Source organism: Rhizobium sp. L43, from assembly GCF_002531725.1.
Taxonomy (GTDB): domain Bacteria; phylum Pseudomonadota; class Alphaproteobacteria; order Rhizobiales; family Rhizobiaceae; genus Rhizobium.
The window spans coordinates 205,068-227,646 of record NZ_NWSQ01000002.1 but is presented as its reverse complement, the minus strand read 5'-3'; the positions used below and the strand labels follow the sequence as shown (position 1 = coordinate 227,646).

At 62.2% G+C, this 22,579-nt stretch carries 27 protein-coding genes; 10 read left to right on the top strand and 17 right to left on the bottom strand.

Annotated features, from left to right (window positions below):
- Positions 1-12: 12 nt before the first annotated feature.
- Positions 13-960, bottom strand: a complete 948-nt coding sequence (locus CO667_RS03660; protein ID WP_097617109.1) for an aldo/keto reductase — start codon at positions 958-960, stop codon at positions 13-15.
- Between the two features lie 181 nt (positions 961-1,141).
- On the opposite strand from CO667_RS03660, the gene CO667_RS03655 reads away from it, so the two are divergent.
- Positions 1,142-2,128 (top strand): Gfo/Idh/MocA family oxidoreductase, encoded by a 987-nt coding sequence (locus CO667_RS03655; protein ID WP_097617302.1) that lies wholly within the window; start codon positions 1,142-1,144, stop codon positions 2,126-2,128.
- A 103-nt stretch (positions 2,129-2,231) separates the two neighbouring features.
- Here CO667_RS03655 and CO667_RS03650 read toward each other — a convergent pair whose 3' ends face one another.
- Positions 2,232-2,609 carry a GtrA family protein gene (locus CO667_RS03650; RefSeq protein WP_097617108.1) on the bottom strand — a complete coding sequence of 126 codons (378 nt, stop codon included), beginning with the start codon at positions 2,607-2,609 and terminating at the stop codon, positions 2,232-2,234.
- The gene (locus CO667_RS03645; protein ID WP_097617107.1) at positions 2,606-3,610 is read right to left on the bottom strand and encodes a glycosyltransferase; all 1,005 of its coding nucleotides are present in this window, start codon (positions 3,608-3,610) and stop codon (positions 2,606-2,608) included. Before CO667_RS03645 ends, CO667_RS03650 begins: the two co-directional genes overlap by 4 nt.
- A 159-nt stretch (positions 3,611-3,769) precedes the next feature.
- Here CO667_RS03645 and CO667_RS03640 point away from each other — a divergent pair, with 159 nt between their 5' ends.
- Entirely contained in the window at positions 3,770-5,617 is a 1,848-nt protein-coding gene (locus CO667_RS03640; RefSeq protein ID WP_097617106.1) for a hypothetical protein, read from the top strand.
- Positions 5,618-5,640: 23 nt separating this feature from the next.
- Here CO667_RS03640 and CO667_RS03635 read toward each other — a convergent pair whose 3' ends face one another.
- A complete protein-coding gene (locus CO667_RS03635) occupies positions 5,641-5,886 on the bottom strand; it encodes a hypothetical protein (protein ID WP_097617105.1) in 246 nt (81 codons plus the stop codon).
- A gap of 308 nt (positions 5,887-6,194) precedes the next feature.
- Between CO667_RS03635 and xseA the strand changes: the two genes are divergently transcribed.
- Complete coding sequence (xseA, locus tag CO667_RS03630) at positions 6,195-7,775, top strand: exodeoxyribonuclease VII large subunit (RefSeq protein WP_097617104.1); 1,581 nt, start codon at positions 6,195-6,197, stop codon at positions 7,773-7,775.
- A gap of 2 nt (positions 7,776-7,777) precedes the next feature.
- A complete protein-coding gene (locus CO667_RS03625; protein WP_097617103.1) occupies positions 7,778-8,368 on the top strand; it encodes an NAD(P)H-dependent oxidoreductase in 591 nt (196 codons plus the stop codon).
- A 354-nt stretch (positions 8,369-8,722) separates the two neighbouring features.
- Here the strand turns inward: CO667_RS03625 and CO667_RS03615 are convergent, their stop codons facing one another.
- Positions 8,723-9,220: a MarR family transcriptional regulator gene (locus tag CO667_RS03615; RefSeq protein ID WP_097617102.1), complete on the bottom strand. Its 498-nt coding sequence runs from the start codon at positions 9,218-9,220 to the stop codon at positions 8,723-8,725.
- Positions 9,221-9,301: 81 nt separating this feature from the next.
- On the opposite strand from CO667_RS03615, the gene CO667_RS03610 reads away from it, so the two are divergent.
- The gene (locus CO667_RS03610) at positions 9,302-10,225 is read left to right on the top strand and encodes an EamA family transporter (protein WP_097617101.1); all 924 of its coding nucleotides are present in this window, start codon (positions 9,302-9,304) and stop codon (positions 10,223-10,225) included.
- On the opposite strand, the gene CO667_RS03605 is transcribed toward CO667_RS03610, so the two are convergent.
- Together CO667_RS03605 and CO667_RS03600 are read right to left on the bottom strand one after the other, a co-directional pair.
- On the bottom strand, positions 10,173-11,426 hold the full coding sequence (locus CO667_RS03605; protein ID WP_097617100.1) for an aminopeptidase: 1,254 nt from the start codon (positions 11,424-11,426) through the stop codon (positions 10,173-10,175). The two genes, CO667_RS03610 and CO667_RS03605, sit on opposite strands and share 53 nt — an antisense overlap.
- Positions 11,427-11,550: 124 nt before the next feature.
- Complete coding sequence (locus CO667_RS03600; RefSeq protein ID WP_097617099.1) at positions 11,551-12,234, bottom strand: glutathione S-transferase family protein; 684 nt, start codon at positions 12,232-12,234, stop codon at positions 11,551-11,553.
- Between the two features lie 80 nt (positions 12,235-12,314).
- On the opposite strand from CO667_RS03600, the gene CO667_RS03595 reads away from it, so the two are divergent.
- Entirely contained in the window at positions 12,315-12,758 is a 444-nt protein-coding gene (locus CO667_RS03595) for a helix-turn-helix domain-containing protein (RefSeq protein WP_097617301.1), read from the top strand.
- 49 nt (positions 12,759-12,807) lie between these two features.
- On the opposite strand, the gene ybaK is transcribed toward CO667_RS03595, so the two are convergent.
- From ybaK to CO667_RS03575, 4 genes are all read right to left on the bottom strand, one after another.
- Positions 12,808-13,281: a Cys-tRNA(Pro) deacylase gene (ybaK, locus tag CO667_RS03590; RefSeq protein WP_097617098.1), complete on the bottom strand. Its 474-nt coding sequence runs from the start codon at positions 13,279-13,281 to the stop codon at positions 12,808-12,810.
- Between the two features lie 28 nt (positions 13,282-13,309).
- On the bottom strand, positions 13,310-13,660 hold the full coding sequence (locus CO667_RS03585) for an ArsC family reductase (protein ID WP_097617097.1): 351 nt from the start codon (positions 13,658-13,660) through the stop codon (positions 13,310-13,312).
- A 94-nt stretch (positions 13,661-13,754) separates the two neighbouring features.
- Complete coding sequence (locus tag CO667_RS03580) at positions 13,755-14,816, bottom strand: succinylglutamate desuccinylase/aspartoacylase family protein (RefSeq protein ID WP_097617096.1); 1,062 nt, start codon at positions 14,814-14,816, stop codon at positions 13,755-13,757.
- Between the two features lie 90 nt (positions 14,817-14,906).
- Positions 14,907-15,506 (bottom strand): 2'-5' RNA ligase family protein, encoded by a 600-nt coding sequence (locus CO667_RS03575; protein WP_097617095.1) that lies wholly within the window; start codon positions 15,504-15,506, stop codon positions 14,907-14,909.
- A 281-nt stretch (positions 15,507-15,787) separates the two neighbouring features.
- Between CO667_RS03575 and CO667_RS03570 the strand changes: the two genes are divergently transcribed.
- Positions 15,788-16,351, top strand: a complete 564-nt coding sequence (locus CO667_RS03570) for a methylated-DNA--[protein]-cysteine S-methyltransferase (protein ID WP_097617094.1) — start codon at positions 15,788-15,790, stop codon at positions 16,349-16,351.
- A 111-nt stretch (positions 16,352-16,462) separates the two neighbouring features.
- Here CO667_RS03570 and CO667_RS03565 read toward each other — a convergent pair whose 3' ends face one another.
- From CO667_RS03565 to CO667_RS03555, 3 genes are all read right to left on the bottom strand, one after another.
- Positions 16,463-17,197, bottom strand: coding sequence for an SDR family oxidoreductase (locus tag CO667_RS03565; protein ID WP_097617093.1), 735 nt, complete (start codon positions 17,195-17,197; stop codon positions 16,463-16,465).
- A 57-nt stretch (positions 17,198-17,254) separates the two neighbouring features.
- Complete coding sequence (locus CO667_RS03560; RefSeq protein WP_097617092.1) at positions 17,255-18,097, bottom strand: oxidoreductase; 843 nt, start codon at positions 18,095-18,097, stop codon at positions 17,255-17,257.
- A gap of 66 nt (positions 18,098-18,163) precedes the next feature.
- Positions 18,164-18,538, bottom strand: a complete 375-nt coding sequence (locus tag CO667_RS03555) for an Atu4866 domain-containing protein (protein ID WP_097617091.1) — start codon at positions 18,536-18,538, stop codon at positions 18,164-18,166.
- A 105-nt stretch (positions 18,539-18,643) separates the two neighbouring features.
- Here CO667_RS03555 and CO667_RS03550 point away from each other — a divergent pair, with 105 nt between their 5' ends.
- On the top strand, positions 18,644-19,540 hold the full coding sequence (locus CO667_RS03550; protein WP_097617090.1) for a LysR family transcriptional regulator: 897 nt from the start codon (positions 18,644-18,646) through the stop codon (positions 19,538-19,540).
- Positions 19,541-19,551: 11 nt separating this feature from the next.
- Here CO667_RS03550 and CO667_RS03545 read toward each other — a convergent pair whose 3' ends face one another.
- Both CO667_RS03545 and CO667_RS03540 read right to left on the bottom strand, forming a co-directional pair.
- Positions 19,552-19,941, bottom strand: a complete 390-nt coding sequence (locus CO667_RS03545; RefSeq protein ID WP_097617089.1) for a type II toxin-antitoxin system VapC family toxin — start codon at positions 19,939-19,941, stop codon at positions 19,552-19,554.
- A complete protein-coding gene (locus CO667_RS03540; RefSeq protein ID WP_097617088.1) occupies positions 19,928-20,203 on the bottom strand; it encodes an AbrB/MazE/SpoVT family DNA-binding domain-containing protein in 276 nt (91 codons plus the stop codon). The genes CO667_RS03545 and CO667_RS03540 overlap by 14 nt, the downstream gene beginning before the upstream one ends.
- 227 nt (positions 20,204-20,430) lie before the next feature.
- Between CO667_RS03540 and CO667_RS03535 the strand changes: the two genes are divergently transcribed.
- Positions 20,431-21,285 (top strand): helix-turn-helix domain-containing protein, encoded by an 855-nt coding sequence (locus CO667_RS03535; protein ID WP_097617300.1) that lies wholly within the window; start codon positions 20,431-20,433, stop codon positions 21,283-21,285.
- Positions 21,286-21,323: 38 nt separating this feature from the next.
- The gene (locus tag CO667_RS03530; RefSeq protein WP_097617087.1) at positions 21,324-21,869 is read left to right on the top strand and encodes a YbhB/YbcL family Raf kinase inhibitor-like protein; all 546 of its coding nucleotides are present in this window, start codon (positions 21,324-21,326) and stop codon (positions 21,867-21,869) included.
- Positions 21,870-21,957: 88 nt separating this feature from the next.
- On the opposite strand, the gene CO667_RS03525 is transcribed toward CO667_RS03530, so the two are convergent.
- Complete coding sequence (locus tag CO667_RS03525; RefSeq protein WP_097617086.1) at positions 21,958-22,449, bottom strand: GNAT family protein; 492 nt, start codon at positions 22,447-22,449, stop codon at positions 21,958-21,960.
- Positions 22,450-22,579: the final 130 nt, after the last annotated feature.

Sequence of the window (22,579 nt, the reverse complement as noted above, 5' to 3'; positions counted from 1 at the left end):
GGGTGTTCCTTTTCAGGCGCCGGCTTCGTCGAGCAGCGCCACCGCCTCATCGGAAAGCGCCAGTGTCGCCGATTTCACCAAGCTTTCAAGCTGCGAAAGGCTGGTGGCGCTGGCGATCGGCGCCGTGACGCCCTTCTTGCGCAGAAGCCAGGCGAGCGAAATTTCCGCGGGCTTGGCGCCGGTTTCGGCCGAGACCTTGTCGAGCGCGGCCAGAATGCGCAGGCCCTTGTCGTCGAGATATTGTGAAACCCGGCCCTCACGTGCGCGGCCTTCAGTATCGGTCTTGCTGCGGTATTTGCCGGTGAGGAAGCCGGCGGCGAGGCTGAAATAGGTGATGACGCCGATATCCTGGGTAACGCAGAGCTCGGCGAGAGGCCCTTCGAAGCTTGCACGCGCATAGAGATTATATTCCGGCTGCAGCACGTCGTAACGCGGCAGACCGGCCTTTTCGGCGGCGTCGAACGTGGCCTGGAGGAGGTCAGCATCATAGTTCGAGCAGCCGATGGCGCGAATCTTGCCCTGCTGCTTCAGCTTGGCATAGGCGCAAAGCGTTTCCTCGTGCGGCGTATCGGCATCCGGCCAATGCGAGAGATAGAGGTCGATATAATCGGTCTGCAGCCGGCGCAGCGAATCCTCGACCGCCTTCAGGATATAGCTCGCCTTCAGCGTCTTTCCCTGTCCCATGTCCGAGCCGACCTTGGTGACGATGACGGCCTTGTCGCGGGAAACTCTGGCCTGTTTCAGCCAGCGCCCGATGATCTCCTCGGAATCGCCGCCCTTGTTGCCGGGAACCCATGCCGAATAGACATCCGCCGTATCGATCGTGTTCAGGCCGGCATCGAAGAAGGCGTCGAGAATGGCGAAGGATGTTTTCTCGTCGGCCGTCCAGCCGAAGACATTGCCGCCGATGACGATCGGCGCGATCGGAAGACCTGTTTTTCCGAGCCGGCGCATTTCCATGACGCTCTCCAAAATCGTAAATTGATTGAAATCGCGGATACGGCAGAACGCCGCCCTCATGTAGACTTAGCGCGATCGGCGCGTGAGGGAAACCAAACTTCCGTGATTTCGGGTGGCGCCATTGCGCCGCAGCGGCGGCCTGAATATGGTTCGCGGACATCAGTTTGGGGAGGCTTGGATCATGCTGCGTTTCGGTATCATTTCAACGGCGAAGATCGGCCGCGACAATGTCGTTCCCGCGATCCAGGATGCGGAAAATTGCGTTGTCACGGCGATTGCCAGCCGTGATCTCACCCGCGCAAGGGAGATGGCCGACCGTTTCTCGGTGCCGCATGCCTTCGGTTCCTACGAGGAGATGCTGGCCTCCGACGTCATCGATGCCGTCTATATCCCGCTGCCGACCGCCCAGCATATCGAATGGTCGATCAAGGCAGCCGATGCCGGCAAGCACGTGCTCTGCGAAAAACCGCTCGCCTTGAAATCAGGCGATATCGACGAGGTGATTGCCGCCCGCGACCGTAACCGCGTGGTGGTCACCGAAGCCTATATGATCACCTATTCCCCGGTTTGGCAGAAGGTGCGCGCACTGATCGACGAGGGGGCGATCGGTGCGCTCCGGCATGTGCAGGGCGCCTTCACCTATTTCAACCGCGACGCCGCCAACATGCGCAACATTCCCGAGCTCGGCGGCGGCGGCCTTCCCGATATCGGGGTTTACCCCGTCATGAGCACCCGTTTTTCCACCGGCAAGGAGCCGCTCTGGATCCAGGCGATCACCGAGCGCGATCCGGATTTCGGCACGGATATCTATTCGAGCGTCAAGGCCGATTTCGGCGATTTCGAGCTGAGCTTCTATATCTCGACGCAGATGGCCAATCGCCAGGTCATGGTGTTCCACGGCAGCGACGGCTATATCGAGGTCAAGTCGCCGTTCAACGCCAATCGCTGGGGGCCGGAGGAGATCGAGCTTGCCGATCGCAGCCACAATGAATCGCGCATCTTCCGCTTCCAGGACAGCCGCCAGTACAGGCGTGAGGTCGAGGCCTTCGCCCGGGCGGTGAAGGACGGCAAGGAAGAGATCGTCACGCTCGAAAATTCGAAGCTGAACCAGAAGGTGATCGACGCGATCTACCGGGCCAGCGAGAAGGACGGCTGGGAGGCGGTCTAGCGCATAACCCCGAAACTCGGGATCGATTTTCGGAAAGGATTATGCGCCAATTTAAAGTGTTAGAGCGTCCTTTGCGCGTCCTTTTGGACGTGCGGCGCTCCAATCACTCGGCGCGGAAGACGAAGCGCGAATAGCCGAAAAAGCTGAAGACCATCGAGGCGACGCTGGCGATCACCATGGCCGCAAGCGGCTGAAGGGATGGCAGAGATAGCAGAAGCGCGGAATAGAGCCCGTAATTGACCAGCGCCGCCGTCACCCCGACCGAGCCGTAGCGGAAACCTTCGGCGGCCAGCGAACGGCCGGAGCGATCGAAGGTGAAGCTCCGGTTGAAAGCCCAGGTCGCCGCCATCGCGAAGGCGATGGCGATGAGCCGCGCCAGAAATGGCCCGAGCGGCGTCAGGTTGAGAAGCGCCGACAGGATGCCGGCATCGACGAGGAAACCGATGCCGCCGGCGATCGCGAAGCGGATGAGTTTTCTCATGCCGCATCCGCCTTGCCGCGGCCGACGCGCGATATCGGCCCTGTGTCGCTCAGCGCCTTCATCGCGCTCGGCGTCTCCAGGCTCATATAATGGATACGAAGCTGTTCGGCGCGGGCGCGTGCAACCGAATCCAGGATAACGCCGGCGGTGAACAGCATGAAGGAAATCATCATCAGCGCCATCGACAGCACCCAGGTCGGCATCCGGCTGACCAGGCCCGTCTCGAAATATTCCGCCAGCACCGGCGCCATGAAGCCGAGGCTCGCCAGCATGAAGCTGGCGCTGATCGTGCTGAAGAAGGCGAAGGGCCGGGTTTCCTTCATCAGCATCGCGAACATCCAGAGGATCCTGGCCCCGTCGCGGAAGGTCGAAAGCTTGGAATGCGAACCTTCCGGCCGGCGGCCGTAGTCGAGTTCCAGCTCGCTGACCGGCAGCTTCAGCCGGGAGGCATGCACGGACATTTCGGTTTCGATCTCGAAGCCGCCGGATACCGCCGGGAAGCTCTTGACGAAGCGGCGCGAAAAAGCGCGGTAGCCGGAAAAGATATCGGTGAAATCAGGGCCGAAGATCGTCCGATAGAGCAGGTTGAATAGCCGGTTGCCGAGCGCATGGCCCTGACGGCCGGCATCGTCATGCACGCCTCGCCTTGTACCCACAACCATGTCGGCGCGCTCCGTCAGCAGCGTGCGGACCAGTTCTTCGGCATCTTCAGCTGCATAGGTCCCGTCGCCGTCGGCGATGATGTAGATGTCGGCCTCGATGTCGGCGAACATGCGGCGCACGACATGGCCCTTGCCCTGGCGCCGCTCGCGCACGACATGCGCGCCGGCAAGCATCGCCTGCAGCGCGGTGCCGTCGGTGGAATTGTTGTCGTAGACGTGGATCACTGCATCCGGCAGCGTCGCCCGGAAGCCCTGGACGACAGGGCCGATCGTCGCGGCTTCGTTATAACAGGGAAGCAGGACGGCAATGTTCAGATTGTCGGTACGCGATCGGGCCATGACTTTACTCGTTACACAGAAGCCGTGCTCAGCCTAAATCACTCGCCGTTAATAAGACCCTATGACGCAGGCAAAATCGGCGGCTGTTGCAACGGCTTTACTCTTTCTTGATCGGCGACGGTTAAGCTTGCGTCATCAGGAAACGAACCGCTAACCACGATGAACGCTGTGCAGCCGATCACCCATGCATCATCCCTGACCGACGCGCCAGGCGGCGGGGTACGCGGCCTGCTGACGCGTCTCTGGCCGGTTGTCATCGCCTATAGCGTCATTTTTGCTGCCGTCATCCTCGTCACCAAGCTTTCCGGTGCCACCGACTACGTCGGTCCCGACAATGACGATGGAATGCGCCTCGTCGAAGTTCGCGATTTTCTCGCCGGGCAGGGCTGGTTCGATCTGATGCAATACCGTCTCGGCCTCCCCGGCGGCACGCTGATGCATTGGTCACGGCTGATCGACCTGCCGATCGCCTCGCTGATCCGGTTCTTCGGCCTGTTTGCATCCCGCGAGACGGCCGAAGCGCTGGCGCTCGGCGTCTGGCCGGTTTCGCTCATCCTGCCCACCATGCTCGCCATGGCCGTTGCCGGCCGGCGCATCGGCGGCGTTGCCGGTATGCACATCAGCCTCGGCATGACCGGCCTTGCCATCTACACCGGCAACCGTTTCGCGCCCGGCGCCATCGATCATCACAATGCGCAGCTGGCGCTGGTCGCAATGATGGTAGCGATGCTGCTGGATCCGCAGCGTCGCGGGTGGAGCTATGCGGTCGCCGGCATCGCGGCGGCCGTCGCCGTCGCCATCGGCGCCGAGACGACACCCTTCGTCGCCGCCGTCTGCCTGACCGTCGCTTTGCTCTGGGCATGGGAAGGTGAGAATTTCGCCGCTGCCGCGAAAGCCTTCGGACTGGCGCTGGCGATTGCGATCAGCATCCTCTTCTTCGCTACGGTGCCGCCCCGGCTCTATTCGACGGTCACCTGCGACAATCTCTCGCTCGGCTATTACAGCCTGGCGGCGATCGGCGGCGGGTTGCTGTTGTTTTCGGCGGTCTTTGCGAGCCGCCTGACCCGCCTCTTGCGCTTTGCAGCGCTCGCCGTCGTCGGCGCCGGGGTTTTCGGTTCGGCGATCGTCATCGCACCACAATGCCTGAGCGATCCGCTGGCCAGTCTCGATCCGATGCTGGTCGAGCTCTGGCTGAGGAATGTTTCGGAAGCGCAGTCGGTTTTCATTCTCGGGCGCACCGACCCCTTCTCGATCGGCGGCTTCTATGCGGCCGGCCTGTTCGGTATTGCCGTCTGCATCTTCCGCGTCATTCAGCGTGACCGCGCGCAAATCCATCTGGTCCTGCTCTTGCTGCTGACGACGAGCTGGGCCATCGCGCTGGTCCAGGTGCGCGGCTCCACTTTTTCGAACCTCATCTCCATCCTGCCGCTCGCCCTGCTGATCATCGATATCAAGCGGATCTCCAATGGCGACAGCGAGAATGTCGCCGCCGCCTTCATCTATATCGTGACCGTGCTCGCAAGCGTTCCGGCCGCCTGGGTCGTCGGCGGCGGACTTATTTCAATGCAGATGGAGAATGCTGCGCAGAAGAAAGCGGCGGAGCCGGCAAAGAAGATTTCCTGCACATCGGAAGAGGCACTGGCGCCGCTCGCCGGGCTTCCGGCCGAGCTGGTCTCCGCGCCGTCGGAAATGGGTGTCCCGATCCTCCGCTTCACGCAGAACCGGGTTCTCTCGGCCCCCTATCATCGCAATCAGGGCGGCATGCTGACGGAGCTGCATATTGGCTTGGCCGAGCCGCAAGAGGCGGAAGCCTTCCTGAAGGGGGCTGGGGTGACGGTGCTTGGGTTCTGCGCCGGCGACCTGCAGACGCGTGAGATCGCTAAGCTGAAGCCGGATGGCCTTTATGCCGAACTCGGCAAGGGCAATATCCCGCCCTATCTGGAGCCGCTTCCGAAGACGGCGGGCACGGGCGTTCAGTTCTTTCGCTATCGGCCGGCGGCGAATTGACGTCGTCGGCTGTTGGAAATGCTTTAGTGAGAAACGCGCGTCGCGCGGTGAAGACGCGTATTGGCATAGAGCCCGAGAACGAAGAGCATGAGGCCGGCATTATAGCCGAGGACGGCATAGACGAATGCCAGGATCGACACCGGTCCGGGCGAGGTGATTGCCGCCACCGCGAATGTCATTCCGATCAGCGCGGCGACCAACGCGATCACGGCGGCCGAGCGCATTTGCCCGGCGCTGATGCCCAATGCTGCTGCTGTGAGAATAATCATTTTCAGCACCTTCCCAGAGATAACGAGGGGAAGCATAGGAAGCGCCAACTAACAAAGGTTTACCGGCCATCTTGGCAGAAAAGCCTTTGTATTGCGGTGGTTAGCAATCCCTTTCGTGTAAAACGCGAATTGTAACTATCAGTTCCGCAACCAAACGAATTTAAGTGATTTCGCTGTCGGTCGCCAAGCCGGCCGAGCTAAATGGCGCGACGACGACGTCGGCCCGTTGCTGATTTCAATAGCCGGGAAAACGGCCTCTGCATCGATGCCGAGCTTCCCGTTTGCTGCCGATGCGCTAGAAAGAAGGGATGAGCAACGTCTTCGACAGCGATTCGCCGACCAACCTTGCCGAATATTCGGTTTCGGAGCTTTCCGGCTCGATCAAGCGCACCGTCGAAACCGCGTTCGACCAGGTTCGCGTGCGCGGCGAAATATCGGGCTATCGTGGGCCGCACTCCTCGGGCCATGCCTATTTCGCGCTGAAGGACGATCGCGCCCGCATCGACGCGGTCATCTGGAAGGGCACCTTCTCGCGGCTGAAGTTCCGTCCGGAAGAGGGCATGGAGGTCATCGCCACCGGCAAGGTCACCACCTTTCCCGGCTCTTCCAAATATCAGATTGTCATCGAGACGCTGGAGCCGGCCGGCGCCGGCGCGCTGATGGCGCTGATCGAGGAGCGCAAGCGCAAGCTTTCCGCCGAGGGCCTGTTCGATGCCGCCCGCAAGAAACGGCTGCCCTTCATGCCCAGCGTGATCGGCGTCGTCACCTCGCCGACCGGCGCCGTCATCCGCGATATCCTTCACCGTATCTCCGATCGTTTTCCCGTGCATGTCCTTGTCTGGCCGGTGAAGGTTCAGGGCGAGGGATCCGGTGAGGAAGTGGCGAACGCCATCCGCGGCTTCAACGCACTGGAACCTTCAGGCGCCATCCCGCGCCCGGATGTGCTGATCGTCGCGCGCGGCGGCGGTAGCCTGGAAGATCTCTGGAGCTTCAACGACGAAATCGTCGTGCGTGCTGCGGCAGAAAGCCGGATACCGCTGATCTCGGCCGTCGGACACGAAACCGACTGGACACTGATCGATTATGCCGCCGATGTCCGCGCGCCGACGCCGACCGGGGCTGCGGAAATGGCGGTGCCGGTCAAGGCGGAGCTCGAAGCGCAGGCCGCCGCTCTTGCCGCGCGGCTGCAGGGCTGCATGAACCGGCAGATGGATCAGCGCCGCCAATCCGTCCGTGCTTTGATGCGGGCCTTGCCGTCGCTCGATCAGCTTCTCGCCCTGCCGCGCCGCCGTTTCGATGAGGCGGCCGCCGGCCTCGGCCGCGGGCTGGAACTCAACACCATCAACAAGCGCCGCGGCTTCGAGCGCGCCGCCGCGCATCTGCGCCCTGATGTGCTCTCCAATCGCATCGCCGAGCGGCGCCAGCTTCTGAACGAGCGCATGGCGCGGGCCGAACGCACCGTCGAGCGCCTGCTTGATCGTTCGAAGTCTCGCATCGGTCGCGCCGAAGCAATCCTGACCTCGCTGCCCGGCCGGCTGAAGACCCAGACCGATCGCGGCCGCGAGCGGCTCGGCAATCTTTCGCGCCATGCCGATACGGCGATCCGCCACCAATTGACCCGCGCCCGCGCCGAGCTGTCCGCGCAGGACCGCGTGCTGCAGTCGCTGTCCTACAAGAATGTGCTGAAGCGCGGCTACGCCGTCATTCGCGACGAGGATGACAGGCCGGTCTCGCAGGCTTCAGCACTCTCCGCCGGCATGGGCATCGCCATCGAATTCGCCGACGGTCGCGTCGGCGCCATGACCACGGAAGGTGGCGCACCGCCCGTCGGCGCCAGGAAGCGCAACACAAAACCCGCAGACCCAACGAAACAGGGAAGCCTGTTCTGACGATGCGGATCCTGCTGGTGCTTGCCCATCCGCTGCCGGAAAGTTTTGCCGCCTCGGTAGCGCAGGCAGCCCGTGAGGCGCTGGAAGCTTCCGGCCATGTCGTCGATCTGCTGGATCTCTATGCCGAGGATTTCGATCCGCGCCTGTCCAAGGCCGAGCGTCGCGGTTATTTCGATGTGCCCTACGATGCCTCGGCCGTGGCCGATATCGTTGGCCGGTTGAAAGCGGCCGATGGACTTATTCTCGTCTTTCCGCAGTGGTGGTTCAATTTTCCGGCCATCCTGAAGGGCTTCTTCGATCGTGTCTTCGCCCCCGGCGTCGCCTTCACCCATGATGTCGCTGGCGGCCGCATCGTGCCTCAGCTCACCCATATCCGGCTGCTCTATGCGCTGACGACGACCGGCTCGCCCTGGTGGCTGGTGCATTTTTATATGGGCAATCCGGTTCGCCGCCTGCTGAAGCGCGGCATTGCCGCTTTCTGCTCGAAGAAGCTCGTCTTCCGCATGCTGAGCCTGCACGACATGGACCGTGCGACGGAAGCCAGGCGCAAGGCGCATCTGGAACGCGTCCGCAAGGTGCTCGCCGCCGTCTAGAGCCTTTCCTGGTCAGATTGCAGCATTCTGTTGGCTCAAACGGAGTCGGATGGTCGACCGGCCGGCGCGCGTCGTAGCCCAGTTCTACGGCCAAGCCGGCCGGTCGATCAGCCGGCCCGTTTCAGCCAACCCTCCCGCAGATTTGCCAGGCAAATCTGCAAGACTTTAGAATCGCCGGACGCACTTGTCGCTTCGCCATGGCGAAGCGGTGCGGCCGGTGGGCCGGGCATCTCTAGCCAGGATCAAAGGCGATCGGCTCGGACGTACCAAGGGGTATGCCCTTCGCCAATCGCCTTTGCCCTGACGAAAACCTGCTCCGGCAGAATGCTGCAATCTGACCAGGAAAGGCTCTTACTATTCGAAATCCGACAGGAATTTCTTGAGCAGCCGGTCGAACTCGGCCTTGTCTTCGGCTGTCAGATTGCGCGTCAGCTGCTGCTGGTTGGCGACATGGGCGCCGACCGCCTCTTCGACGGTCGCAAATCCCTTGTCCGTCAGCGCGATCAGCACGCTGCGTCGGTCTCCCGGATTGAGGATGCGTTCGACGAAGCCGGCCTTCTCCAACTGGTCGATCCGATTTGTCATGGTGCCGGAGCTCACCATGGTCATCTCCAGCAACTCGCCCGGCGAAAGCCGGTAAGGGTTGCCGGAGCGGCGAAGTGTGGCCAGCACGTCGAAGGCCGAGGTGGACAGCCCGTGCTGCACCAGCACGGCTTCGACTTCGCGACCGAGATGGGTGCCGAGGCGCTTCAGGCGTCCGAGGATGCCCATCGGTTCGACGTCGAGATCCGGCCGCTCGCGCCGCCATTGCGCCAGGATCCTGTCGACGTGATCTTGCTTCTCTTCTGCCATCCCACATCGATAGCAGTAGATATCTTGACGTCAAGATAAAATGCGCTATGCTGAATTTATCTTGAAATAGAGATTCTTGATATGAAGACAAATTCCCGCTATTTCGCCGATGTATTGGCGACCGCTATCGCTCCCGCCATCTGGGGCAGTACCTATTTCGTCACGACCTCCTTCCTGCCGCAGGGCTATCCGCTCACGGTCGCCATGCTGCGTGCGCTGCCGGCCGGCCTGCTCCTCTTGCTGATTGTCCGGAAGCTGCCGACGGGCGTCTGGTGGGGCCGCGCCTTCATTCTCGGTGCGCTGAACTTCTCGTTCTTCTGGGCGATGCTCTTCGTTTCGGCCTATCGCCTGCCGGGCGGCGTGGCGGCCACGGTCGGCGCCGTGCAGCCGCTGATCGTCATTGCGCTCGCGCGCCTCTTCCTCGGCAAACCGATCCGCTTTCTCGCCGTCATCGCCGGCCTGATCGGGATATCAGGCGTGGCGCTACTGGTCTTGTCGCCGAATGCGGTGCTCGATCCTGTCGGCGTCGCCGCCGGTCTTGCCGGCGCCGTCTCCATGGCCTTCGGCACGGTGCTGACCCGCCATTGGCAACCGCCGGTCTCCAGCCTGACCTTCACGTCTTGGCAATTGACTGCAGGCGGCATCCTGCTGGTCCCCGTCGCCTTGCTGCTGGAGCCGGCACTTCCCGTGCCGACGGCAGCCAATATCCTGGGCATTGCCTGGCTCGGCCTCATCGGCGCGGCCTTCACCTATCTGCTGTGGTTCCGCGGTCTGTCTCGCATCGAACCGTCGGCCGCGGCATCACTCGGCTTCTTGAGCCCCGTCGTCGCGACCCTGCTCGGCTGGCTGGCGCTCGGCCAAAGCCTGACGCCGGCGCAGCTTGCCGGTTTCGCCATGGTGCTGGTCAGTGTCTGGCTCAGTCAGCGCACGATGATGCCGAAGACGGACGGTGTCAGGCCCACTCGCCCTGCCGCATCACCGGAACCCGCGAGCCATCCGGCTTGATACCGTCGATATCGACCTTGTCGGAGCCGATCATCCAGTCGATATGGATCAGGCTGGAATTGCCGCCCTGCGCCTTGATCTGCTCCTGGCTCAGCGTCGCGCCGTCAAGGAAGCACTTGGAATAGCACTGGCCGAGCGCGATGTGGCACGAGGCGTTTTCGTCGAACAACGTGTTGTAGAACAGGATGCCGCTCGCCGAAATCGGTGAGGAATGCGGCACCAGCGCCACTTCGCCCAGCCGGCGCGCGCCCTCGTCGGTATCGAGCACCTTGTTCAACACCTCTTCGCCGCGCGACGCCTTCGCCTCGACGATGCGTCCGCCCTCGAAGCGCACCTGGATATTGTCGATCAGCGTGCCCTGGTGCGAAAGCGGCTTGGTGCTCGACACATGGCCTTCGACGCGCAGCGCATGCGGCGTGGTGAAGACTTCCTCGGTCGGAATGTTCGGATTGCAGGTAATGCCGTTCTTGGCGGTGGAAGCGCCACCGTGCCACTCATGCCCGTCAGCAAGGCCGACCGTCAGATCGGTGCCGGGTCCCCTGAAATGCAGCGAGGCGAAACGCTCGCCGTTCAGCCAGGCGGAGCGCTTGGCAAGATTGGCATTGTGCTCGGCCCAGGCGGCGACGGGATCGTCCAGATCGACGCGCGAGGCGGCAAAGATCGCCTTGGCGAGCTTGGCAATCGCGATCGGTTCCGGATCGTCGGGGAAGACCACCTTGGCCCAGGATGGGTTGGGATAGGAGACGATGTTCCAGTTGATGTCGAAATTCGAGATCTTTTCCAGCGCCGGCTTGTAGGCGGTGGAGTTGGCGCGATTGGCGCGGCCGACCTTGCCGGCATCCTGCTCGGCAAGCAGCAGCGGATTGTCGCCGGCAATTGCAAGACGGGCCGCCCCGTTGGCATAGGCCTTGGCCATGCCCTCATAGAGCCAGCCGGAGGCGCGGTCGAAACTTTCGTCGCTGCCATGCTGGTAGCGCGCCAGCGTCGTTTCCTCGTCGGAATAGAAGGTCGTCACCAGCCCGGCGCCGGCCTGATAGGCGTGCTTGGTGATCAGGCGCACCAGCGGCAGCGCCACGACGGGCGACGTAATTACAAGATCCTGACCCTTCTGCAGCTGCAGCCCGACCTTGACGGCGACTTCCGCAAGCTTTTCCAGCTTGACGGGATCAACGGTGTTCTGGCTCTGGGGCATGAAAGTCATGGTTCAACCTGCCTTCTGTCATTCACGGTTAGGCTGGAAGACTTAGACCCGTTTGCGGCGAAAATGAAGTGTATCGCCGCCGAATTGCCAGCGCCCGGATGGATGCCGGCCGCTGACGCGCGCTTCAGGCGGCGACAGGCAGCCTGAGCAGGATCGAGTTATGTTTTTCGAGGAATTCGATCAGCCGTTGCGGGTAGTCTTCGCCGACGGCGGCCTTGACGCTTGTCCGTTCGGACAGTGCCTGGCGCCAGCGCTTCACCCGCTCGAGCCCTTCAAAGATGCCGCTGTCGCCGAGCGTGTCGAAGAGATCGAAATAACGAAAGACCGGCGCGAAGACGGCGTCGACCAGGCTGAAACCGCTGCCGGCGAAATAAGGCCCGTCCGTCAGCACGCCTTCGAGTGTCGCGAATTTGGCGATGAGCGCCTTGCGTTTGGTCTCTAGCTGCACCGCTTCCTCAGCCGTTTCATAACCCCAGAGATCGGAAAGCACGGACGAGCCGAATTCCATCCAGCCGCGATGGCGGGCACGCATCAGCGCGTCTTCGGGATGCAGGGCAACACCCGGCTGCGTTTCCTCCAGATATTCGCAGATGACGCTGCTTTCGAACAGCACGGCCTCGCTGCCATCCTCCTCCTCGATCCTGAGCAGCGGCACCTTGCCGAGCGGCGAGATCTTCAGGAACCAGTCCGGCTTGTCGGCAAGATCGATGTTGACGCGCTCGAAGGCCACACCCTTTTCGTGCAGCGCGATCGCGGCGCGCTGCACATAGGGGCAGAGGTGATGGCTGACGAGGGTAAGCTTGCTCATAGCAGTCTCCTTGGCGATGGTAGTTGCAAATGCATATAATGGCGCTTGCGGCGCCGTTCAAGATAAATGTATTTGCATCTATGTCAGAAAAAACACTGAAACCAAGCGAAGCTGTCATCTCTGCCTGGACGAGCATCATGCGCGCCCGCGAGCGCTTGCTCGGCGCGATCGAAGCTGAGCTGAAAGCGGCAGGCCTGCCGCCGCTTGCCTGGTACGACGTGCTGTGGGAATTGGCGCGCTCCGAAGACGGCAGGCTGCGCCCCTACGAGATCGAGGAGCGGACCTTGCTGACGCAGTATAATCTGTCCCGGCTGATCGATCGGCTGGAAAAAGAGGGCCTGGTCCGGCGCGAGGTCTTCGCAGAAGATGGACGCGGCCGCTGGGTGGTGGTCACCGATGCCGGCCGAAAGCTTCGCGAGCGCATGTGGATCGTCTATGTCGGATCGATCGAGACCCATATCGGCTGCAAGCTTGCCGACGGCGAGGCGAAGGCGATCGCTGGCCTGCTCGACCGCTTCTTATAGTAGGGGCATAATGCCGAAACCGCTTGCCGTTTTCGGCATCCTGCTCCGATCAGGCAATCAGCGGCGAAGCAATAGCTTTCAGCACCGTCAACGCATCCTTCGGATCGAGCCGCACCTGCAGCCCGCGCTGCCCGCCATTGATATAGACCAGCGGTTCGGCAAGGGCGGCTTGTTCGATCGCCGTCGGCACGGTCTTCCTCTGGCCGAACGGGCTGATGCCGCCGACATGATAACCCGTCAGCCGCTCGGCATCGGCGGGCTTCATCATGTTGGCCGATTTGCCGTGAAAGGCGCTGGCAAGCTTCTTCATGCTGACTTCGCGATCCGACGGCACGACGACGCAGACCGGCTTGCCGTCCACCTCCGCCATCAGCGTCTTCAGCACCCGATGCGGCGCCTCGCCGAGCGCCTCGGCCGCCTGCAGCCCGACGCGCTCGGCATTGGGGTCGTAGTCATAGGCATGGGCCGTAAAGGTGATGCCTGCCTGCGAAAGAAGCTGTGTCGCGCGCGTCGTCTTGGACATCTCTTCCCCTCGTGAGCTCGCCTGTCCCTCAGCCGCCGAACGTACCGGCGTAAATCTCCGGCTTGAAGCCAATCAGCAGCTTACCCTTCGCCTCCAGTACCGGCCGCTTGATCATCGACGGCTGGTCGAGCATCAGGGCGATCGCTTTTTCCCGGGTCAGGTTCTCCCGCTCGGCATCGGGCAATTTGCGGAAAGTGGTGCCGGCGCGGTTGAGCACCGTATCGAGGCCGGCCTGGTCGATCCAGGTCTCGAGATGGGCGCGGTCGATGCCGAGCGCCTTGTAATCGTGAAACTCATAGGCGACGCTATGTTCTTCCAGCCAGCTGCGGGCCTTCTTCATCGTGTCGCAATTCTTGATGCCATAGATGGTGACGGCCATGCCCGATCGATCTCCCTGTGATGACAGCGAGATACCATGCACGAAGGCCTGCGCAAACGCCGCTCGGCGTTTTATCCGCAAGCAAACTGGCCGCTCAATTCTCCAGTGCGCCGGCCTTGCGCGAGACGTTGCTGGGGCTGTCGCAGGCGATCTTCATCAGGTCGCCGCGCCGCCGCACCAGTCGGTCGGAGGTTCGGGTCAGGATCAGCCCGTCCTGCGGGGCATGCACGTCGATGCCGCCGCCCGGCTGCCCGGGCCGGGTGACGATCGTCACCAGCAGATCGCCTTCGGCAATTCTCTCACCGATATTGCGGTGGAAGAGCACGGCGCCGCCTTCGGGGGCGCGAACAATCTCGACATTGTCGAGCGGCACGGCCGGGCCGGAAAACGCGGCCAGCGGCACCTTCTCCTCGCCGACGATCCCCCGCGCTGCCAGGAAACGCCAGAGCCCGTCCGCATCCTTTTTCGCCAGCACCGGATCGACGTCACGCTTGCCGCGCAGCTCGACGGTGACGGACAGTTTGCCGGGCAGTCGGGACTGGCGTTCGCCCGGAACCTGATACTTCCATGCGAAACCGACAGCCTCCTCGAAGGCCGAGCTTTCGCCATCCGAAAGCAGCACCGCCTCCATGTCGAGCGCGGCGGCAAGATCGGCCGCCTCCGGCCAGAAGGCCTCGTCGATATAGGCGTATTGCAGGGATTCGTCGTCGCAATGCAGGTCGAGCACCAAATCGGCGCCCAGCGCCATATGCAGCAGCTGTCGCTTCAATCTGTCGGTAGCCGGGTAATCGTCTAGGCCTTCGATCAGTGTCGCCCGATCGACAAGGGAGATCAGCGGGAAATCCCGGTTGAAGTTGGTGCGTGAGCCCAGGTCGAAACGGCCCTGCAATTCGCCGAAATGGGATTGCGCCGCACCGATAGGATTGGCTTGCGGCACAATGGCGATATCGCCGGCGATCCCGCCTTCACTTTCCGCCTGCCGCAGTCGCTCGCAGAGGAAATGCAGCAGCACCGTTCCCGGCAGCTCGCCGGCATGCAGGGCCGCCTGGATATAGGTCCTCGGCGCCTTCGGATCGCCGCCCTTAAAGCGCAGCACCGGCAGCCGCCATTCCGTTCCCGGCGTATCTCCCGGGATGATGATCTCTGAAACATCCATGCTGATTCCGCTCCCCGTGTGCAACGCTTGAACCAGCTTTAGGCGCAGACGCTGCGCAAGCGCAAGCGCGGCTAGGGGCATCAGCCTGTCTCAACCGAGCAGCGGCCAGCGATCGACAATCCGATGTTCGGTTTCTCCGAGCAGGCTCTCGATGAGCAGGAATTCGGACGCCGTCCACGAAACCGGTTTGTTGAGAGCTGCCGTTGGTACGATCTTCGGGTCGTAAAGCAGCGTCATGTGTGGCGTGAAATTGCGCTTGATATTGTGCGGCAATCCGAGATTGTGCATGCTGATGCCGAGTTGGACATGCAGGCGCGTCAGCGCTTTTAGCCCGCCTTCGCCGTAAACTACCAGCGCCTCCGACTGCCTGAAGCTCATGATGTGGTCGAAATCAATTGCGATCGGCGCGCTTTCGGCCGTGGCGGCAGCCCGCCGCGCAGCGAAAACGATGTCCTCCGGCAATTGCTTATATTCTCCAACAGAGGTGATTGTCACATGCAGCGTGGTCAGGCGCGGTTTGCCGGAGAGTGAGAAGGCTTTACGATAATCGTCGGCAATCGAGGCGGCTTGTTGCTCGACGGCATCGGGAGGACAAATGGCGAAGAAAAGCCCGTGTCCAGTGCTATGACGTTTGCTTGGCCGTCCACGTCCATGTTTGGCTTCTCCGAAGTCGAGGGGCATTTGGTTCATAGAATTTCAGGTCGTCATGACCCGCCTCGTCGTTTTCGAAACGCGACGCAGGATACTCTGAAAGAAGGCAATATCAAGAACAAAAAGAGAACATAATCTCTTGATATGTTCGGCGCCAAATCATCCGAATCGTCCCCCAGGTCCGGATCAAGTGTACGTTCGACCGACATTTCAGGGGCGCATCGCGATATCTGCTGAAAGCCCGGCGCGCGCAAGAAACGGGTTGAAACAGCGGCCGCCCCGTACGATTTTGTGGTATTCGAAAACGCGGAGGCTGTGTCATGGCTGAGACTAAGCACCACTATCTCATCTTCGAAACTTCAGGCGGCTTCTGCGGTATCGCCTGGAGCGACGCCGGCATCGCCCGCTTCCAGCTGCCGACCAAATCAGCGGAGGCGACCGAACGGCTGCTGTTGCGCCGCCTGCCGGATGCCGAACCCAGCACGCCGACGCCTGCTGTACTGGAGACGGTCGCCGCCGTGAAGCGCTATTTCCAGGGCGAGGAAACGGATTTTTCCGGCGTCGAACTCGATCTTGCCGGTCAGGATGCCTTCTTCAGGGATATTTATGCGGCGGCACGCCGTGTCGGCTGGGGCCGCACCACCACCTACGGCGCGCTGGCCAAGGAGCTCGGCGTCGGACCGGAAGCCGCCCGCGACGTCGGCCAGGCGATGGCCAAGAATCCCGTAGCTCTGATCATTCCCTGCCACCGGGTGCTGGCCGCCGGCGGCAAGATCGGTGGCTTCTCCGCTCCCGGCGGTTCGACATCGAAGGCCCGCATGCTGGAGCTCGAAGGCGTCAATCTTGCACCGCCGCCGCCTGCCCAGCAGTCGCTGGGTTTTTAGGCGGCGGAGGCTTTTCGTTTTTCGCAATTTCCGGCAAAATCGCTTCACGCTTTGCCTGGCAAAACCGCTCTGCACTTTTGCTGGAATTGCTTTGGCAGCGATCTCAGCGGATCAATAGGGGCTGGCTGTCGGCCGGATGACGATCTCGCTGACATCGACGTCGTCAGGCTGGCTGATGGCGTAGAGGATGGAATTGGCGATCGCCTCGGGGCTGATCGTGATCGCCCTGAAAGCCTTCATCGCATCCCGCGCCGTCGGATCGGTGATCGTCTCGGCCAGTTCCGATGTCGTCGTGCCGGGGGAGATGACGGTCACCCGGATGCGATCGGTCTCCTGTCGCAATCCGTCCGAGATCGCCCGCACAGCGAATTTCGTCGCGCAATAGACGGCAGCCGTCGGCGAGACGCTGTGACCGCCGATCGAAGACAGGTTGATGATCTGCCCCGATCCCTGCGCCTTCATGATCGGCAGCGCTGCGGCGATGCCGTAGAGAACGCCCTTAATGTTGACGTCGACTATCCTGTCCCACTCATCGACCTTGAGGGCTTCGAGCGGCGAGAGCGGCATGATGCCGGCATTGTTGACGATCACATCCAGCCGTCCGAGTTCGGACCTGGCAAAGCCGGCGAAGGCTTCCACGTCCAACCGGTCGGTAACGTCAAGCCTGCGCAGGCGCACCGTCCCGCCCTTTGTAGTGATTTCGCCGGCGAGTTCCTCCAGGCGCTCGGTACGGCGCGCGCCGATCACGATATGCGCGCCGGCCGCAGCCAGCACCTTGGCCGCAGCCTCGCCGATGCCGCTGCTGGCCCCGGTGATGGCAATGACTTTTCCGTCGATATCAGACATTTCACGCTCCATTTGCACGCCGCTCGCCTAGCGATGCGGCCGGGGTTTTCGTGGCACTCAGCTTGGGAAGTCGGTGCTCAGCGTCGTCTCCGCCCAGGCGTCGAAATTGGCGCGCAGCGCATCGAGCCGCTCGCGGGCGATCTTCAGGGCGGGGGCACCGAGCAGCAGGCGCAGCGGCGGCTCGTCCGCCTCGAACGCCGATAGGATTGCCGCTGCGGCGCGCGTGGGATCACCCGGCTGCTTGCCGGAGACCGAGCGGGTAGCCTGGCGCCGCTTGCCTGCGGTTTCGGCGTAGTCTGCGATAACAGTGTCGGATTCGACCATCGACCGGCCGGCCCAATCCGTGCGGAACGCGCCGGGCTCGAGGATGGTCACATCGATGCCAAGCGGCTTGACCTCATGCGAAAGCGACTCCGACAGTCCTTCGACGGCAAACTTGGTCGCGTGGTAGTAGCCGGTTGCGGCAAAGGCGACGAGCCCGCCGAGCGAGGAGACGTTGAAGATATGTCCTTTCCGGCGCGAGCGCATACCCGGCAGAACCTGCTTGGTGACATCGATCAACCCGAAGACATTGGTCTCGAACTGGGCGCGCATCTCGGCATCGTCGCCCTCTTCGATCGCCGAGAGATAGCCATAGCCGGCATTGTTGACGAGGACATCGATCGCGCCGAAATGCGTTTCGGCGTCACCAACCGCACGAGTGACGGAGTTGCTGTCCGTCACATCGAGGGCGAGGGCAAGCGCCCGGTTGCCATGCTCTGCTGCGAGATCCCTGAGGGCCTCGGGCCTGCGCGCCGTCATGGCGGCGCGCCAGCCGCGGGCGAGAACCGCTTTGGCGAGTGCCCGGCCGAGGCCGGATGATGCGCCTGTTATGAACCAGATGGGTGTTGGGGAAGACATGATCGTCCTCCTTTCCGGCCGGCAACGCGGCCTTCTCCTATGTGAAGTTGCCTTTCTGGCGGCACGTCATTTGCGCCGGAGCACCATGCCGCCATGATGGAGGGTATTGTCGTCGACGAAATCGCCGTCGGCCGTAAAGCCGGTGTCGTCCCAGTATTCGATATGCCTGCCGGTGACTTCGTAACGTCCTCGATAGGCGCTTTCCCGGTTTCCGCGGGCCTCGTCGTAACGGCCATTGGGCAGAAGTTCGTGGCGGACGCGGCCGTCATCCGTCACCCACATACCGACATGGGGATGCTGCTGCATTCTGTGCTCGCTTGTTCGTTGCTGCTGAGAGTCTCGGCCGTTCACGGCATCGGCGGTGGACAAACTGATCGCCGTGCCGGCCAAGGTGGTTGCGGCGAAAAAATGCAGAACAGGACTGTTGGAAATGTTGCGCATCGCCCTTCCTTTCGAAGCTTGCTTGACCTCGGCTTGAAAGATAGCGCGCCCATATCCGGCGATTAAGTTGCCAATCCGAGATGCCTTGGTTAGAAACGCTAACCAATGGTCGACGATCTCGAAGGTATTTCAGTCTTTCTTGCGGTGGCGGAGGCGCGGAACTTCCGGCTTGCCGGCGAGCGGCTCGGCGTCACCCGCTCCGCCGTCAGTCAGGCCCTGCAGCGCCTGGAGGATCGGGTCGGCATCGCCCTGGTCCAGCGCACGACACGTAGCGTCAGCCTGACCGAAGCCGGCGAAGTGTTCTTCGAGGCGGTTCGTCCATCGGTCCGCCAGGTCAAGGATGCGATGCAGACGGTCCGGGAAATGCAGGCGCGCCCAAGCGGCTGGCTCAGGATCACCGTGTCCTCGATCGCCGAGAGCTTCCTGTCCGGCACGTTGCTGGCCGGCTTCATGCAGGCCTGCCCTGACATCAAACTCGATATCACCATCACCGATGCCGAATTCGATATCGTCGAGGCGGGCTTCGACGCCGGCGTGCGGCTCGGCGAAGTGATCGAACAGGACATGATCGCGATATCGGTCTCGGAAGAGCAGCGGCAATGCGCGGCAGCATCCCCCAGCTATCTCGAGCGCCGCGGCCATCCCCGCCATCCCCGCGAACTGCAGGATCACGCCTGCATCGGATGGCGGCCACGCCCGGATACGGCGCCCTATCGCTGGGAGTTCACCGAGAATGACCGTGACTTCGATGTTGCGGTCGACCCGGCCGTGACGACCAACGACATGGGCATGATGATCCGCATGGCCTGTGCCGGAGCCGGCATCACCTTCGGCATGGTGGAAACCTTCCAGCCCTATATCGAACGCGGCGAACTCGTGCCGCTGCTGGAGGACTTTTGCCCGCCCTTCCCGGGCTTCTATCTCTACTATCCCAGGCGCCAGAGACAGCCGCTGAAGCTGCGCGCATTGGTCGATTATATCAGTCGTTCCCATAGGCGGTAGTTTCCACGCCCTCAGGCTTCCCGCACGGTCTCGAAGCCCACCGCTCGGGCTGCTTTTAGGAATTTGCGGTCAAAGGTGACGAACGCTTCGCAATGGGCCGCTTTGGCAAGGTGCAAAGCATCGGCAAAATCCATTCCGTTCTCGGCGAGATCGAAAGCAAGAGCAACGATTGCCGAGTCCTCGATCGTCACCGTGGACAACCCGCCGAAGGCGCGAAGGGCACGCGCGACCTCTGAACTGCTGTAGCCGTAGACGCTGCGCAGCACCCATTCGGCTTCCAGCACGACGGTCACGGCAACAAAAATGGCCTGCTCGTCAATGAGTTCACGGGCGCGGACAGATTGTTCCGGATGATCGCCCGTCAGATATCGGACGACGAGATTGGTATCAATCGCGATCATGACGGCGGCGGGCCTCGGCCAACAGGCCGGCTTCCATATCATCCAGAGTTTTGGGCTCGCCACTGAAGGGAAGCATGCCGAAAACATCGCCTGGTTCTGTCGGCGCAAAGGCAGGGGCCTGCTTCAGCAACACCCCTTCCGCGGTCTCTTCGACAATCAAGCGCGTTCCAGCCTCCCATGCTCGCCGTTGGCGCACGGCCTTGGGAAGAATGACCTGCCCCTTCGTGGAGACGGTGGTAATGAGGCTTTCAGCACGCGTCATCTCTTGCCTCCCTTGGTAAGACGAAAGTAAGATAGTCGCGCCGATCTTGTTATTCAAGAGCTATCGCGGGTGCCAGAGGGCAGCCGTCCGACAGGCGGGAGACGGAGTCAGTAGCCTGTGGCTGAAGATTGCCCATGGCACCGGGTTTTGGTATTCCCGAGCCTCGCGGATCAGCGGTCGTCTTCATGCTCTGCCGGTCGCCGCTCTATCCCATTGCCGGAGAACATATGCTCGACGACGCCTTTCCCGTTCCGACCAGAGCCTTGATCCGCCAGGGCGGGCGCGCCTGTTTTTATCGTCTCGTCAATACCAGCCCCCTGTTGATCCAGGTGCAATCGGGAACGAAGATCGTCATGGCGGATGACAAGGCTTTGCGCCTCGAAGCGGGCGCCTTTGGCTTGCTGCCCGACTATCGCCCCCTGACGATGGAGAACATTCCCAAGGCGCCGCAGAAGTATCAGACTCTGGCGCTGCCTGTTCCGCGACAGCTTTTCGAGGATGCCTATAGCAGGATGGAATCGATCGCCGTTCCGTCGAGACCTGTCCCGGCAAGCACTTCGGGGCTGCCGGAGGAAGCCGCGGCATTGTTTGATTATTGCTGTCAGCCTGGCAATCTGGCGCGGCTTCCCCGCGCCATTGCCAAGGCTCGTTTGATGGAGCTGATCACCTGGTTCGCGCTTTGCGGCGCGGTGCTCGGCCAATGCCAAAGCCCTCGGCTTGAGGACCGGCTGCGGCGGATGATCGAAAGCGATACCGCCTTTGATTGGACGCTGGGGCAGGCGGCGCGCGCGTTCAACATGAGTGAAGCGACCTTGAGGCGCAAGCTGGCCGCCGAGAATACCGGCTTCAGCGAGATCCTGAGCGATACACGGATGAACTGCGCCCTGGGGCTCATCCAGACGACGACACTGCCGATGGCGCAGGTTGCGCTTGAGGTCGGCTACGATTCACCGTCTCAATTTGCCGCGCGCTTCAAGGAGCGGTTTGGCGTCAATCCGCGCCATGTGCGGGGCGGCTCCGAGCGTTTTGAGCGGATCGGGACAGAAGTTGAGCAGACCGGGGCAGATATGCTCCCGCGCTGACGATAGTTCTCCTGCATCATCAACCGCAGGAAAACAGAATGCGTCTCATCACTGCAGCACTTCTCGCCGTCTCGGTCTTCGGCGCGACGGCCGCCCAGGCCGAAATGAAGCTCACCTCGAAGGATCTGGCCGCCGGCAAGACGATGGCCGATGCGCAGGTCTTCAACAGCTTCGGCTGCTCGGGCAAGAACATTTCGCCGGAACTGACCTGGTCGGGCGCTCCCGAGGGAACCAAGAGCTTCGCCGTCATGGCTTACGATCCGGATGCCCCGACCGGCTCGGGCTGGTGGCATTGGTCGGTGTTCAACATTCCCGCCGATACCGCGAAGATCGCCACCGGCGCCAGCGGTGACAAAAAGCTTCCCGCCGGCACTGTCGAAGGTCACACGGACTTCGGTACCTCAGGATATGGCGGCGCATGCCCGCCGGCCGGCGACAAGCCGCATCACTACCAGTTCACCGTCTATGCGCTCTCGGTCGACAAGCTCCCGCTTCCCGATACGGCGCCGGCCGCCATGGTGGGCTTCTATGTCAGGGCAAATACGCTCGACAAGGCCTCCGTCGAGGTCACCTACGGCCGCTGAAGCCGCGCTCATCCTTGCATGACAACGGCCGGCCGAGGTGACTGGACCGCGGCCGGTCGTTCCTCTGCGGGTTTATCCGGCCGGCAACTTAGGCCGTCGCTGCTTCCCAGCATATCAACGGGCCGTCTTCGGCATCGACCCGCTCGCCGGCGCGGGTGAAACCATTGCGCTCGAGGACACGCTGTGACGCGATGTTCTCCAACCCGGTCTCCGCGGAGATCAGCGCCACGCGAGGATCGTTCCGCCCCCACTCCAGCAACTGCCCTATCGTCCGCGTGGTGTATCCAAGACCCTGGCGGGACGGTGCGACCCCATAGCCGATATGGATGTTTCCATCTTGTGGAACTCGAACGATGGAGCAGAGGCCGACGATCTCGCCATCCTCGACGATCATCCAGGCCGACGGCGAAAATACAGCGCCGATGTCAGCCGCGAGCCGGCTCAACATCTGCAATATCTCGGGAGGCGCAAGGGCGCTGTCTTCGACAAGGCGCAGATGGAGGGGCGCGATGCCTTTCAGCAGCGCTTCGAAGTCACGAGTGATTAGTTCGATGATCATAGTCTTCTCGACATTAGACATGCGCCAGCATGGGGCGCGCGAAGGCCGAGCGGTAGAACGAGGATCAGCTCTCGGTCACGATGCCGAGCGCCTTTATCCCTACCGCCACAGCCGGTGAGTTCTGGATCGTTGCGACGGCAAACAAAGGCAT